We start from the raw sequence: 14,543 nt of genomic DNA on the forward strand, positions 1-14,543 counted from the left end.
CGGCGTTGCGCCCGGGGGACTACAGGAGTGTCTTTGAGCCTTCATGGGTGAAAAAATAGATTTGAAATGAGTAAGGTGATGTGGAGCCGGTGCCAGGACATAATAATGGCATGACTCGGATAAGGCAAAAAGAGGCAATCAGGCCCGCAGCATGGACATTCGGCGGACCTGCATACGCATTCGGTCCCCGTTCATGTTCCAGCTTGGGCTCTGATGATCCTCTTGGTTACTCATACTCTAGATCGAATAGTCGGGCGCCGCAGTGGCCTCCCGTAGCTTGTGGGAGCGCTCCACCAGATCGGCCAGGGTGACGCCGCCCAAAACATTCAAAATCGCCTCGCGAACTTCCTGCAACACACTGCGGATGGCCAGCTGCACCTCGTCGGTCCCGCCGGTGAAAGGCCCCGCGGAATCAGCGTCGGGCGGCAGCGCCACCAGCGACCCCTCCACGTACCGGATGAGATCCGAGAGCGTAATTTGCTCCGGCGGGCGCGCGAGTTGATAGCCCCCGGCGATTCCCCTTCGGCTCTCCACGAATCCGCCCGACTTCACATCGTTGAGGATCTGTTCGAGAAACCGCTTCGGGATGTTCTGCCGCTCCGAGATCGTCTGGATACGGACGATCCCCCGGCCGTAGTGCTCGGCAAGCACCATTAGAGCCCGAAGGGCATAGTCACCTCGAAGGGAAAGTTTCATGGAATAGATATGATCCTAATCTACATCGAGAAAATCAAGATAAACTAGAAACTTTTCTACCTAAACCCGATTGACATGCTGTAGTTTAGTGCTATTTTCAACGTGAGTCCGCACGGACGATTTGCAAACCTAAACACCCGAACAACCATGTCCCGTATTTTTAACGACATCAGCGAAACCATCGGCAACACGCCGCTTGTCCGGCTCAACCGCACCGCGCAAAAACACGGGGCACAGGCCGAAGTCCTTCTCAAACTCGAATTTTTCAACCCCCTCTCCAGCGTGAAAGACCGCATTGGCGTGGCGATGGTTGATGCCGCCACCCGCGATGGCCTTATCAAAAAGGACACGGTCCTTATCGAACCGACCAGCGGTAACACGGGCATCGCGCTCGCGTTCATCGCCGCGGCCCGTGGCCTGCACCTCATCCTTACCATGCCCGAGACGATGTCGCTCGAGCGCCGCAAGCTCCTGAAAATCCTCGGCGCCCGCCTGGTGCTGACCGAAGGAGCCAAGGGCATGAAGGGGGCCATCGCCAAGGCCGAGGAACTCCACGCCAAGATCCCCAACAGCATCATTCTCCAGCAGTTCGCCAACCCGGCCAACCCGGAGGCCCACCGCCGCACGACGGCCGAGGAAATCTGGCGCGACACCGACGGCAACGTTGACTTCATCGTCGCGGGCATCGGCACGGGCGGCACGCTCACCGGCATTGCCGAGGTCATCAAGTCCCGCCGCCCGAGCTTCAAGGCCGTGGCCGTGGAACCGGCCCGCTCTCCGGTGCTTGCCGGTGGCCAGCCCGCCCCGCACAAGCTCCAGGGCATCGGCGCCGGGTTCGTCCCCAGCGTGCTCAACACCAAGATCATTGACGAGATCATCCCGGTGCTCGAAGAGAACTCTGGCCCGATCTCCAAGGAAGTTAACCAACTCGACGGCATCCCTGTCGGCATCTCCTCCGGCGCGGCCATCTGGGCGGCGCTCGAACTGGCCAAGCGCCCTGAGAACAAAGGCAAGCGCATCGTCGCCATCGTGCCCTCGTCCACGGAGCGTTACCTCTCCAGCTGGCTCTTCGCCGACGTCGTTGCCGAAAGCGACAACGTGGACGACCTGATCCCGGCGTAGTTTGTAAGTTTCCTGGTTTGTTAAACCCGAAGCCCGTGGAAGTGCCATTCTTCCACGGGCTTTTTTTTGGACATTCCCCGGCGGGTGCGGCAGCATGGGCCTTCCTATGTCCATTTCAGAGAAGCTTCGCGGGGCCACAGTGTTTGTCGGGTGCGGTTTTGCCGCCAAATACCGGCTCGGGGGAGGGAACTTTTCCGTTCCGTTGCAATGGGTACTCGGTCTCCAGCGGATGGGCCTCGACGCGATCTGGCTGGAGCTCCTGCCCGCTACGGATGACCCGGCAAGCGACGCCGAACACATCCGCGTATTCCACGAACGCATGGAGCAGCACGGCCTGGGCTCCAACTACTGCCTGCTGTACCACCGCTGCCCGGGCGAGACGCAAGACCTCGCCGACATGGATGTCCACGGCATCACCCGGGCCGACCTCGAAGCCCGCCTGGCCCGCGCCAATGTGCTCTTAAATCTGAGCTACTCCATCCACCAGCCCTTCCTGGGCCGCTTCGAGCGCCGCGTGCTCTGCGACCTCGATCCCGGCGAAATCTCCTACTGGATGGCCCGCCTTGAGATGGGGCAATCCTACCACGACGTTTTCTGGACCATCGGGCTCAACCTCAACGCGCCCGACTGCACCGCCGCTCCGGCCGTCATGCCGCGCCACACCTTTTACCCGCTGGTCGATACCCGCCTTTTCGTCCCGCAGCCCCGCCCCGAGCGCGCCCGTTTCACCACCGTTACCCAGTGGTACTGGGGCAAATACATGGAGGTTAACGGCACCTACCCCGAGCTCTCCAAGCAGGCGGCCTTCGAGCAGTACATGACGCTCCCCAGCTGCGTGCCCGAGGCCGAGATGGAGCTGGCCGTGAACCTGAACGACGACGACCCCGAGCGCGACCGCATCCGGAGCTTCGGCTGGCGGCTCGCCCACCCGCACCAGGTGGCCTCCGGGCCCGTGGAGTACCGGCAGTACATCGCCAGTTCGCTGGGCGAATTCACCCCCGTCAAACAGGCCGACGCCCTCTGGAAAACCGGCTGGTTCAGCGACCGCGCCGCTGCCTACCTCGCCACGGGCCGCCCCGAGATCACCGAGGACACCACCGCCTCGCGCTACCTGCCGGAGGATTCCGGCGTGCTCATCGTCTCCAACCTAGCCGAGGCAGAGGAGGCCGTGCGCCGGGTCATCCAGGACTGGGAGCGCCTTTCCAAGCGGGCGCGCGAAACCGCCCTAGAATGCTTCGATTCCGTGCGCAACCTGGAGAAGATCCTCGCCAGCGTGGTATAGCTCATTATAAGGGCGCGCCCAAAGCCTTCCGCAAAATCGGCGCAGTGCTTTTAATTTTGCGCCTTTTGCGCCTATTTGCGGCCAATCCTATTCCCGTTCGCCCAGGTTGCGGCGCAGCAGCTCATCCAGCCGGGCCGGGCTGAGCACGGTCACGGTCTTCCCGCCGACCTCCACGAGCCCGCGCTCGCGGAACTTCGCCAGCGTGCGCGAGAGCGTTTCGCTGGCCGTTCCCAGCTCAGCTGCCAGCACGCGTTTCGTGCGGCCCAGCTCAATCTCCACCGGCTCCGCGCCCGGCGGCCGGGGGCAGCGCTTCAAGAGCCAGTGGGCGAGGCGGCTTTCCACATCCTTGAGCTTCAGATCGTCGAGCAGCCCCACCAAGCCGCGCAAATGCTGGCTCATCGAGGCGAGCATCCGCAGCCCCAGCTCTGGCTGGCGGCGGATCAGCTCCAGGAAATCCGCCCGCGGCACCAGCAGCACCGTGGAGGGCTCGATGGCCCGGGCGTCGGCGGGGTAGGTGCCTTCGCCCACCAGCGCGGCTTCGGCGAACGACTGCCCGGCGTGGAATACCGAAATCACCTGCTCCTTGCCCAGCGTATTGACCCGGTGGACGTTGATCGAGCCGCTTTGCACCACGTAAAAGCCCTCGCAGCGTTCTTGTTCGCGAAAGAGCGTCTCCCCTTTTTCCAGCAGCCGGGGCAGCACGAATGCGGCAATGCTCAGCACCGCCTCGCGCGGCAGTCCGCTAAAGAGCTGGCAGGCGCGGAGCGCATTGGCGCGGCCGCTGAGCTGGAGGTCGGCTGGATCGGTCGGAGGCATCGCCGGTTTCTACCACACCCGCCGCCCCGCGCGGAGAAAAACCGCTGAAACCTTGATGTGCGTCAAGGCGCGGCCCAGGCGGAGCCGCTAGCGTGGCGGGAGATTTCACTCCAACCCAACACCTTACCCTACCCATCGCACCCATGTTTTGCTTTCAATGTGAACAAACCGCCAACGCAACCGGCTGCACCCGCTTCGGCGTCTGTGGCAAGGACGGCGACGTCGCCAGCCTCCAGGACCTGCTCATTCACGCCGCCAAGGGCATTGCCCAGTACACCGTGCGTGCCCGGCGCCTAGGAGCCTCCGACCCAGCGATTGAGCGCTTTTTCATCGAGGCCCTCTTTTTGAGCGTTACCAATGTCAACTTCGACGCCGAGGCGCTCGGCCTGGCCCTCCAGCGCGCCGCCGGGGTCAAGGAACAGGCCCGGGCCCTTTACGAGACCGCCGCGCGCGAGGCCGGGCAGGTTCCCGACGAGCCCAAGGGCCCCGCGCTCTGGACGCTCGCGGAGGACCTACCCGGCCTCATCCGGCAGGGCGCGCAGGTCTCCATCCTCCACCGGCGCGACCAGTTCGGCCCGGATATCAGCGGACTCCAGGAGCTGCTCCTCTACGGCCTCAAAGGCATGGCCGCCTACGCCGACCACGCCCTTGTGCTCGGGCGCGAGTCGGAGGAAATCCACGCCTACTTTGCCGAGTCGCTGGCGTATCTGGCCGAGGGCGACCTCACCGTCGAGGGCCTCCTCGGGGCCAGCCTGCGCTGTGGCGAAATGAACCTCAAAGTCATGGAACTCCTCGACGGAGCCAACACCGGCACCTACGGCCACCCCGTTCCCACCCCCGTCCGCATCGAGCCGCTCCAGGGCAAGGCCATCCTCGTCTCCGGCCACGACCTTCACGACCTGGAGTCCCTCCTCATCCAGACCGCAGGCAAGGGGATCAACATCTACACCCATGGCGAAATGCTCCCCGCCCACGCCTACCCGGCGCTGAAAAAATACCCGCACCTCGTCGGCAACTACGGCGGCGCATGGCAGGACCAGAAAGCTGAATTCGCCCAATTCCCTGGCGCGATTTTGATGACCACCAACTGCATCCAGGCCCCGCAGCCCGGCTACGCGGAGCGCATCTTCACCACGGGCCGCGTCGGCTGGCCCGGCGTGCGGCACGTCACCCACCGCGACTTTTCGCCCGTCATCGAAGCCGCGCTTGCCGCCCCCGGGTTTGCCCAGGACGGCACGGATAAAACCATCCTCACCGGCTTCGGCCGCAACGCCGTCTTAAGCGTGGCCGACCAAGTCATCGCCGGGGTGAAAGCAGGCGCCATCCGGCACTTCTTCCTCGTCGGCGGCTGCGACGGCGCGCGCTCCGGGCGCGATTACTACACCGAGTTCGCCCAGTCCGTCCCCGAGGACTGCGTCATCCTCACGCTCGCTTGCGGCAAATACCGCTTCAACAAACTCGAATTCGGCTCAATCGGCGGCATCCCGCGCCTGCTCGACATCGGCCAATGCAACGACGCCTACTCCGCCATCCAGATCGCCGTGGCTCTCGCCAACGCCTTCGGGTGCGGCGTCAACGAACTGCCCCTCTCGCTGGTCCTCTCCTGGTACGAGCAGAAAGCAGTGGCGATCCTCCTGACGTTGCTGCATCTTGGCATCCGCAACATCCGCCTCGGGCCGACCCTGCCCGCCTTTGTCACACCGAATGTCCTCGCCCTCTTGAGCGAAAAATACAACCTCATGCCCATTGGCACCGCTGAAGGTGACCTCAAGGCCATCCTCAAACCCGCCGCGTAAAGTTACTAAATCATTTCAAATCATCCCTATGAGTATCCCATCTTCCATCCCCGCCGCCAGCATCCTGGACGTTCGCGAAACGCCCTGCGCCGATAAGCACCCGCTCATCTTTGCTCGTTACGACGCCCTGGCCGAAGGCGGCTCATTTGTTCTGTGCAACAGCCACGACCCGCAGCCGTTGCGGGGGAAATTCGAGGGTCTCTTTCCCGGCGGCTTCACCTGGGAGTACCTCCAGGAAGGCCCCGACTGGCTCATCCGTATCACCAAACTCCGCGACCAAGGCCCCAGCGGCCTCGCCGGGGCGGAGCCGTGCGGCTGCGATCACTAAAAGGCGGCGGCTTTTTTTGGGTGGGGGAGGTCGGCACCCGGCGGGTGGGGAAATGACTGTCAAGTGACTCCATTTTTGAAGTTAATTGACTGGCACCAAGCATATCTTAGTGTTGCGGCCATGGACACCCCCCGTTCAACCCACCCGCAGGCTACCCAGGCACCGGCTGCTGCCGGATTTTTCAGAACCGCAGACGGTAGAAACCACCTCTTTACCTTCATCCTCGTCACCTCGCTCTTCCTCCTCTGGGGGTTCTGCAACGGCATGATCGACGTGATGGACAAGCACTTCCAGCAGGAGCTGCACCTCACGCTGGCGCAGTCCGCCAACGTCCAGTGGGCTCATTACCTGGGCTACTTCCTCATGGCCCTCCCGGCAGGTTGGCTGGCCACGCGGCTCGGGTATAAAGGCGGCATCATCATGGGCCTCGTCATGGTCGCCGCGGGCGGGTTCTGGTTTATCGCCGCCACGCAAATCGCCGCCTTCTGGTCCTTCCTCGTTGGCGTCTGCGCCATCGCCGCGGGCCTCACCTTCCTGGAGACCATCGCCAACCCTTACTCCACCGTCCTCGGCGCGCCCCAGTTCGCCGCGGCGCGCATTAACCTGGCCCAGTCCTGCAACGGCATCGGCTGGATCTTCGGCCCCATTGCCGGGAGTCTATTTTTCTACTCCAAAGACGCCGCCGGGAATAGCACCGGCAGCCAGACCATCTGGATCCCCTACGTCGCCGTGGCCTTGGTCGTCCTCGTCCTGGCCGTCGTCTTCTACTTTGCCAACGTCCCCGACATCAAGCCCGAGGACGACTACCACCTCGACGAATCCAACGGCCCCGACGCCGGAGCCTCCACCCGCTCCATCTGGACGCGCCCCCACTTCGTTCTGGCCGTCGCCGCCCAGTTCCTCTACGTCGCCGCACAGGCAGGTATCTTCGCCTTTTTCATCAACTACATGACCAGCGAGGTCCCCGTCATTCCCGAGAACTGGAAGACCGCCATGGACACCTTCGCCGCCCACTCCGGCCTGCTGCACAACTGGCTCGGTGGCTGGATTGAAACGAGCAAAGCTGGCGTGCTGGCCATCAGCGACAAAGGAGCCGCCAACCTGGCCTCCGTCGCCTTCATCTGCTTCCTTCTGGGGCGGTTCTCCGGCGCGGCCCTGGTCAAGATCTTCCGTCCCCACACCGTTCTGGGGCTCTATGGGCTCCTCAACGTCGTGGCCACCGCCGTGGTCTTCTGCAAAATGGGCTGGCTCTCCGTCGCGGCCGTCTTTGTGAGCTACTTCTGCATGTCCATCATGTTCCCGACCATCTTCGCCCTGGGCATCTTTGGCCTCGGGGAGCGGGCCAAGACGGCCTCCTCCTTCATCGTCATGGCCATCATGGGCGGGGCGGTCTTGCCGAAGCTGATGGGCTCCATCGCGGATCACTCGGGGATCGCGCACAGCTTCATCGTCCCGATGATCTGCTTCGCCTTCGTGGCCGTCTACGGCTTCTCCTGGAAGCGGCTCAGCCGGGCGCAATAGAGCGCGAACTTAAAAGGCGATCCGCACGCCAGCGTTAACGGCTTGGGAGCTGTAGTTTTTAGCAAAAGCGTTCAGCGTATAGTAGGCGAAGAGCGTGGTCCGCTCGCCCAGCCGCACCGAGGTGCCAACGTCGAGAAGCAGACTGTCGCGCCCGATCTCCGGCCCCCAGACGGTAAACCCAGCCGCCGGGTCCTCCGCGAAATTAGAGCCGATGCCGTGCGCAGTGCTTTGGAACTGGTGCTGCCACTGGGCCCGCACTTCCGGCGTGACGGCGATATTGCATAACCGCCACGCATACGAAGCCCGGGCTCCGACCCGGGACTGAAGCGAGCTCTCGCCTTGATCGTTAATATGCAGAGCGGCCAGCGAACCGTGCTCCGTAAACGAATTGAGATCAATCGACGTATATTGAGCCGATGCGATGGGCCCCACCGTCCATCCGCACGCGCGGTATTCATACCCCGTTCCGATCAAGCCCGTGTACCCGGTTCCCTCCGTGGTTCCATAGGCATGGCCGCCGTAGGACTCCCGCGTGGTATCGTAGGAGCTATAGCTGCCTCCCACCATGCCATTTAGGAAGAAGCCGTTGCCAAACAACGAGGCATAGGCATTGGCGTTGGCGCTATCAATGTTGATCCGGCCGACGCCGAAGCCGTCCGTGGTCGTGTTGGCATAACCGGCGGTAAGGCCAATGACCAGGTGATCGCTCAGCCGGTAATCCACGCCGACGTTGCCACCGCCGGTTGTCATATCCGAGCCGGTGGCGTTCCACGTATTGTCAACGTCCATCCATTCGCCCATTCCGGCGGCGTAGAAGCCCCAGCGGCGGTCGCACGTCTCGTCGGCGAGGTCATGGCCGTTCTTGTCGATGAAGTGCTTGCCGTCTTTTGCCCCCAGGTCATAAGCGCCATGAGTATCACTCGGTACGTTGTCGCGAATCGACTCCAACCGCCGTTCGATATTGCCCGCCTCCAGCTGGGCCGTTGCAAACCCCACGTCGAAGATTGCCGCGAAATCCACCGGGCTGATCGCATTATAGATCCCGGGAAGCCGGGAAAGCTGTTCGTTATCGAGCGCCGCGATCAAGCGAGAGTTGGGGCGGTCGCTGGCCAGCCGGTCGAGCGCACTGGCCACGGCGGCTTGGTTCGGCGTAAGGCCCGGCAGATCCTGGAATGATCCCTGCACAAACTCCAGCAGGACGGAGTTGGCTAAGTAGATCGGTTGCAGAGTCAGCAGCGTGCCCGTGGGTTGCAAATCAATGAAATTGGAGAATTGGCCGATCACGCCCGCCCCTGAAGTAATGATGGTAAAGCTCTGCCCGCGGATCGCCTGGAATCCATTGGCATAACTGACAATCAACGTACCGCCGAGCTGCACCTGCCCGCCGACGGAGAGAAGATTGCTGGCATTGGGGCCGACGAGAGTGGAGACATAGACCGCGTTACCTCCCTGCGCGTAATTGCCCGAGACCGTGAGCGTCCCCCCTGGGTTGATGGCGTTACCTGCCCGGACCTCGCCGCCCGCCGCCGTGACGTTTGCATAAACCGTTCCGGTGCCGTTGAGCATCCCGGCGGTAACGAGAACATTGCTGGCAATGGAGCCGTTCACCTGCAAGGTGCCGTTGGTGACCTCGGTAGCGCCCGTGTAAGTATTTGCGCCGGTCAGGATCGTAACGCCCGCGCCACTTTGCACGAGGGCCCCCGTACCGCTGATCACGCCGGAAACGATATTCGTACCCGACGCGATGGTGGTGACAAGGCCGTTATCGACCACGTTGCTAGTGAAGGCCTCCCCGTTAGCGAGATTGATGGCGAGCGTAGGGTTACCCGTCGCTCCCTGCACGGTGACCCCGCTGGAGGAAGCGATGGAGCTCCCGGCCGTCGCGCCGTCGCCCACTTGCAGCGTGCCGCTGGTAATGAGCGTGGGGCCCGTGTAGGCCTCGGTCGCGGTGAGCGTCAGCTTGCTGGTGCCTGATTTTGTCAACCCGATGCTTCCCCCGATGGCTCCGCTGATCAAAAGACCGGCGGCATTATTCACCGTGATCGTCTGCGACGACCCGGACAGGACCACGTTGGTGGCAATGTTCGTAAAACCCGCGCCGGGGTTGATCGTGATGCCCCTGGGGGAGGTCGTCCCCGAGATCGTGAGCGTGTGGTTTCCGGAAATACTGACCGGATTGCTGTCATTCACCGTCAAGCTGGCGATGTTCGCGTCATAGTCGAGGACGGTATTTTGATTGGCTGGCGTGGTGCCGGTCACTGAGAAAACGACATTGGCCCCCGTGGGCGGCAGGTTCACGTTATCAGCGCCGGTGGTGTCGGTGGACCAGTTGGTGCTGGACCAAAGATTATTAACAGATCCTTTCCAAAAAGACCCAGCCGCCGGGCTCGTGATGTTATTGGTATCCAGCGTGACGGCTCCGTTAATAGCCAGCGCTCTCCCGTTGGTGATGGAAGCGCCCGTGGCCAAAGTAATACTCTGTTGCGCAAGAATCGTTCCCACGAAGGCCGAGCCGCTGCCAAGGCTGGCCGAGGTTCCGATCTGCCAGTAAATATTTGAATCCAGGATACCGCCCAGGATAATAATGGACGACACGTTCGCGGTCGTGAGCGTGGATCCGATCTGAAAAACAAAGGCCGCATTGGGATTGCCCAGCGTGTTCAGGAAAAGCGTCCCCGTCAGGTCCGCCGACGAGGCGAAAAAATAAACCCCGGGGGTGAGCGTAAGCCCGCCCAGGTTTTGCCCCGTCAGGTTTTCCGTCATTTGCATGGCGGCGAAATTATTATAGGCGGTGAGGGTATCGATCTGCGCCTGAGCCGCCAGAGCGTCGGCTGAATGAATCGCCCCGTTGATCACCGTGCCTGGAGGAAAGCCCGTAATAGCACTGCCCGGGCTGACCCCGACATTGCCACTCACGGTGGTGAACCCGGTATTGGTCACCGTGGAGCCCCCCAGCACGCCAAACGACTCAGCCGCGCCCAGCTGCGCATAGAGGGGTGAGGCTAGCGAACCGACAATTGCGAAAGAGAGAAACAAAGGGATGCACTTCATGAGTATCGTCTTGGTTTGGTAATGAGTTTGATGGATTGGCCGCTTCAATCACCTAAGCTACCGTGTTGTATGAGCCCTTATTCGTTTTTGAGCCGATAACACGCGTAAAGCGGGGAACAAATCCAACAGGTGCGGGATAAGCTGCTATGCCCGGCGGCTTTTCCTCTGAACGAACTGGGGGGCTGTTTCTAGCCGGAATGTAGTAAAGGGCGAGGCCAGGCGGTGCTTACGGGCCCGAGCGTCTCCGCCCAGGCCGTTTTTACAGCGGCCACCGGGACGCCGATCTTCCGCCTTTTGAAGCGCCTGCAACCTCTTCCGCTTCGTAGCCTTGCTGGGAAACCCGTTTTTCTGCGCTTTTTTCTTGCCGAAGCCATCGTTTTCGATGAGGCTCTTGGACCTTTCTCGCGGGGAAAGCCGCGTGAAATTTGAAGAAAAGTGGGGGTTTAGCTCAGTTGGTAGAGCGTCTCGTTCGCAATGAGAAGGTCAGGGGTTCGAATCCCCTAACCTCCACCACTTTGTAGCAAGTTATTGAAAATCAGGGGTAATTCGCCGTATGCACCAAAACCCTGCTACAAGTCCCATCGAAAAAGTGTCCGGCCCCCCTCTTCACTGTAGAAGGCGCACGCTATATTCCTGCATATAGCAAGAAGAACACCCGATTTTAGTAATGAACCTCAAACGCTTCATTTATCTCGATTCTCCGGGCATCGCTTCGCTCTATTCTCAACTTCGGGGAGAAGATGTTGTTGAGACGATGATGAATATGGAAAGCAGTCGCTCGTCCCGTTGGAACCTCGCATTGAAAGCCTTTTTAGGTGTGTCTCAAGAGGCCTCTTCGAGAGCCAAAGAAGGAGTTACAAAAAAAGTGATTCTACGGCCCGAGAACATGGTCAGGGAAATTGTGTCTAGCCTGCGAGCAGTAGGTAAGTTGCGTTGTTCCATAGGCGACGCCATTGCGTGCTTACGAACCACGCAAGAGCCGGAATGGTTTGAGACACGGCACCCATTTTCCATGCCGCTCCGAATCGAAGAGTGCAACGAGATGAAGACGGTGGTGTTTTTTTCCGGCTTTACACCTTTTGGAACACCTGTTGCGGGTACGGAACAGGTTAAGATGTCGGCAAGCCTTAACCATTTTCCGGCGGCCTACGGTGGTTATCTTGGCGTGAGTGGTCACGATGCCATGTTTTTTCGGTCGCTAAATGGCGAGGCGTATTCTTATTTGGTTTTTGGCTCTCTCTTTCGTTCTGGGGAGGGACTCCAAATCAAGCCGTACGCCATTAGTCTCTAGGACTGCGCCTCTCTTCCCAATTACATGAAGGGATGGATTCATTGACGAGACGAACAGACTTGCTACAAAAACCTGTAACAAAACACGAACTGCGTAGAATAAATAAGTTGTTGCTTCCAAATGACTTGAGAAGGTTGGTTGGGCCCCTAACCTCCACCACTTCAACATCGCTCGTTGAAGTTCAGGAGATGCCATTTGCGGAGCCTCCTGCGGCATGGCTATGCCGGATGCGTCTTTTGGAATGTCCGGGGCGACTCCCCTTTGAGCCGCCGGAACCATGCCGAAAAGTGCGACAATGAACGAAACCCGAGCAGGCTCGCCACTTCCTTGACAGAGTGCCGATGCAGTTGCAAAAGCGCGGCGGCTTTTTCCATTTGCCGCTGCTCCCGGTAGCGCCGGGGCGAGATCCCCCAATCACGCAAAAAAAGGCGGTTGAGCTGGCTGACGCTCAATCCCACGGCGTGCGCCAGCGCGCTCTCGGATAACGCGGAGTGCAACGGCTGGTCATCCAGGAGCCGCGCCGCGCGGATCGTGCGCGGGTCCGCCTCAGTCCCGCTCGAAGGCTGGAACCCCTCCACTCGCATCATCGCCACGTAGGCAGAGAGCCAGTCCTCAAAGGCCCTGCGGATGGCGAAATAACGCTCCACAGTCGCCTTGCCCTCGGCCAATAGATAGAACCCCTTGTGGCCCACCACGCGCTCCACACTCCTCACCAGCGCCGTAGCCGCACGCTCCAAGCGCCGCTGCTGCCCCGAGGCGGGCAGTAAGAGAATGCCGCGATCCGCAAAAAGCGGCTGTCCAGACGGCCACTCGGCAAAAAAGGCCAGGGAGAGCACCACCGAGCCGGGCTGGAACCGCTGCCAGCCGTCCGCCGACCCCGGAAATACCCACGCCCCTTCGCCCGCCTCCACCGACGCCCCGCGCGAAGTCACCGTCAGCCCCCCTTTGCGCATCCACCAGGCGCGGATACCATGCCTGGCCTGGTACGGGGCATCCAGATACTCCGGCTCCACCTCCCGCTGCGAGGCCCAGACCAACCCAGTGCGCACGTACAGCCAATCCGCAATGGAAACGACGGGAGACTCCGCGTCTGGGGGTGGGAGAGGCATGCGCAAAATCTATAACTTTTTGGCGAAATTGCAGCAACACTAATGATGGAGGAGTCCCCGCTCCCGAGGCAGCATCGAGTCCTCTTCTCGCACCCATGAACACCTGTACGAATACCTATACTCTCTCCCGCAGCATTCCGCTCTCCGATCCATGGGATGTCATCATCGTCGGCGGCGGCCCCGCGGGCTGCGCCGCAGCAATCGCCTCGGCTAGGGAGGGGGCTAAAACCTTGCTCGTAGAGTCTAGCGGCGTGCTGGGCGGCTGCGGCACCGGCTCGCTGGTGCCCGCCTGGTGCCCCTTCTCCGACAAAGAAAAAATCATCTACCGGGGCCTCGCGCTCAAGGTCTTTGAAGCCAGCAAAGCCGGGCTACCCCATGTGCAGCCGCAAGACGTGGACTGGGTGCCTATCGACGCCGAACAGCTCAAGCGCGTGTACGACGAAATGGTCACCGCCTCGGGGGCTCACCTCTTGTTTCACACCGTCCTGTCGGGCGTCGACCGGGATGACCAGGGCCGCGTCCAGGCGCTTATCGTCAGCAACAAAAACGGCCTCTCCGCCCTGCGCGCCAGCGTCTACATCGACGGCACCGGCGACGCCGACCTGGCGGCCTGGGCTGGCGTTCCGTTCCAGAAAGGGGATTCTCAGGGCGATCTGATGCCCGCCACACATTGCTTCCTCCTTACCAACGTCGACGAATACGCCTACCGCAATATCTACGGCAACGGCGGCCGCCTCCACGGAAACAACCCGGAAAGCCCGATCTACCGCATCGTCGAATCTGGAAAATACCCACTCATACGCGATGCCCACATGTGCAATAACCTGGTGGGGCCGGGAACCGTCGGCTTCAACGCAGGCCACCTCTGGGGCGTGGATAGCACCGACCCGGAAAGCGTCAGCCGGGCATTGGTCCAGGGCCGCAAGCTCGCCAAGCAAATCCGCGACGCCCTGGCGGAATATTGCCCGGAAGCCTTCGGCACCTCCTTCCTCTGCAACACCGCCTCGCTCGTCGGCATCCGCGAAAGCCGCCGCATCGAAGGGGACTACACCCTTACCCTTGACGACTACGTGAACCGCCGCAGCTTCCCCGACGAGATCGCCCGCAACTGTTACTTCATCGACATCCACCACAACGCCGAAGAATCGAGCAAGAATGTCGCGGAGCGCAGTGAGGGCTTGGACCAGACCGTCCGCTACAAAGCGGGCGAATCCCACGGCATCCCCTACCGCTGCCTGCTCCCCAAGGGGCTCCAAAACGTACTGGTTGCCGGGCGCTCGATCTCCTGCGAGCGCGTCGTGCAAGGCAGCGTGCGGGTCATGCCCGTCTGCCTCGCCATGGGAGAGGCGGCTGGCATCGCCGCAGCCCACGCCGCGCAATCCCACCACGGCGACGTGCGGGCCATCAGCACCGCGCAACTGCGCCACCGGCTTCAGGAAGAAGGCGCGTATCTGCCCGAGTGAACGCCCCGCTTGATTCCCACCGGGCAATCCTCGTAGCCAGACACGCATGGAATGAACCCGGCCCCAGG

General features: G+C 61.5%; 11 protein-coding genes and 1 tRNA gene. 8 read left to right on the forward strand and 4 right to left on the reverse strand.

Translation table 11 applies throughout. The annotated features are described in order from the left end of the window. Positions 1-237 precede the first annotated feature (237 nt). On the reverse strand, positions 238-696 hold the full coding sequence (locus B2828_RS07490) for an RrF2 family transcriptional regulator (protein WP_479633087.1): 459 nt from the start codon (positions 694-696) through the stop codon (positions 238-240). Positions 697-843: 147 nt separating this feature from the next. On the opposite strand from B2828_RS07490, the gene cysK reads away from it, so the two are divergent. Beyond that, positions 844-1,818, forward strand: coding sequence for a cysteine synthase A (gene cysK / locus B2828_RS07495; protein WP_479633088.1), 975 nt, complete (start codon positions 844-846; stop codon positions 1,816-1,818). Between the two features lie 106 nt (positions 1,819-1,924). Next, the gene (locus B2828_RS07500; protein ID WP_479633089.1) at positions 1,925-3,100 is read left to right on the forward strand and encodes a glycosyltransferase; all 1,176 of its coding nucleotides are present in this window, start codon (positions 1,925-1,927) and stop codon (positions 3,098-3,100) included. Positions 3,101-3,187: 87 nt separating this feature from the next. Here B2828_RS07500 and B2828_RS07505 read toward each other — a convergent pair whose 3' ends face one another. Next, positions 3,188-3,916, reverse strand: a complete 729-nt coding sequence (locus B2828_RS07505; protein ID WP_479633090.1) for a Crp/Fnr family transcriptional regulator — start codon at positions 3,914-3,916, stop codon at positions 3,188-3,190. A 143-nt stretch (positions 3,917-4,059) separates the two neighbouring features. Between B2828_RS07505 and hcp the strand changes: the two genes are divergently transcribed. From hcp to B2828_RS07520, 3 genes are all read left to right on the forward strand, one after another. After that, a complete protein-coding gene (gene hcp / locus B2828_RS07510; protein WP_479633091.1) occupies positions 4,060-5,712 on the forward strand; it encodes a hydroxylamine reductase in 1,653 nt (550 codons plus the stop codon). A 28-nt stretch (positions 5,713-5,740) separates the two neighbouring features. Further along, positions 5,741-6,040: a DUF2249 domain-containing protein gene (locus tag B2828_RS07515; protein WP_479633092.1), complete on the forward strand. Its 300-nt coding sequence runs from the start codon at positions 5,741-5,743 to the stop codon at positions 6,038-6,040. A 120-nt stretch (positions 6,041-6,160) separates the two neighbouring features. Next, the gene (locus tag B2828_RS07520) at positions 6,161-7,561 is read left to right on the forward strand and encodes an MFS transporter (RefSeq protein ID WP_479633093.1); all 1,401 of its coding nucleotides are present in this window, start codon (positions 6,161-6,163) and stop codon (positions 7,559-7,561) included. 9 nt (positions 7,562-7,570) lie between these two features. On the opposite strand, the gene B2828_RS07525 is transcribed toward B2828_RS07520, so the two are convergent. Further along, positions 7,571-10,612: an autotransporter domain-containing protein gene (locus B2828_RS07525; protein ID WP_479633094.1), complete on the reverse strand. Its 3,042-nt coding sequence runs from the start codon at positions 10,610-10,612 to the stop codon at positions 7,571-7,573. A gap of 437 nt (positions 10,613-11,049) precedes the next feature. Here B2828_RS07525 and B2828_RS07530 point away from each other — a divergent pair. Together B2828_RS07530 and B2828_RS07535 are read left to right on the forward strand one after the other, a co-directional pair. Further along, positions 11,050-11,125, forward strand: a tRNA-Ala gene (locus tag B2828_RS07530). Between the two features lie 154 nt (positions 11,126-11,279). Then, positions 11,280-11,903, forward strand: coding sequence for a hypothetical protein (locus B2828_RS07535; RefSeq protein ID WP_479633095.1), 624 nt, complete (start codon positions 11,280-11,282; stop codon positions 11,901-11,903). 218 nt (positions 11,904-12,121) lie between these two features. Here B2828_RS07535 and B2828_RS07540 read toward each other — a convergent pair whose 3' ends face one another. Next, a complete protein-coding gene (locus B2828_RS07540) occupies positions 12,122-13,012 on the reverse strand; it encodes a helix-turn-helix transcriptional regulator (RefSeq protein ID WP_479633096.1) in 891 nt (296 codons plus the stop codon). A gap of 95 nt (positions 13,013-13,107) precedes the next feature. Between B2828_RS07540 and B2828_RS07545 the strand changes: the two genes are divergently transcribed. Beyond that, positions 13,108-14,475, forward strand: a complete 1,368-nt coding sequence (locus B2828_RS07545) for an FAD-dependent oxidoreductase (RefSeq protein WP_479633097.1) — start codon at positions 13,108-13,110, stop codon at positions 14,473-14,475. Positions 14,476-14,543: the final 68 nt, after the last annotated feature.

Source organism: Spartobacteria bacterium UBA695 (assembly GCA_002298145.1).
Classification (GTDB): Bacteria; Verrucomicrobiota; Verrucomicrobiia; order Chthoniobacterales; family Chthoniobacteraceae; genus UBA695.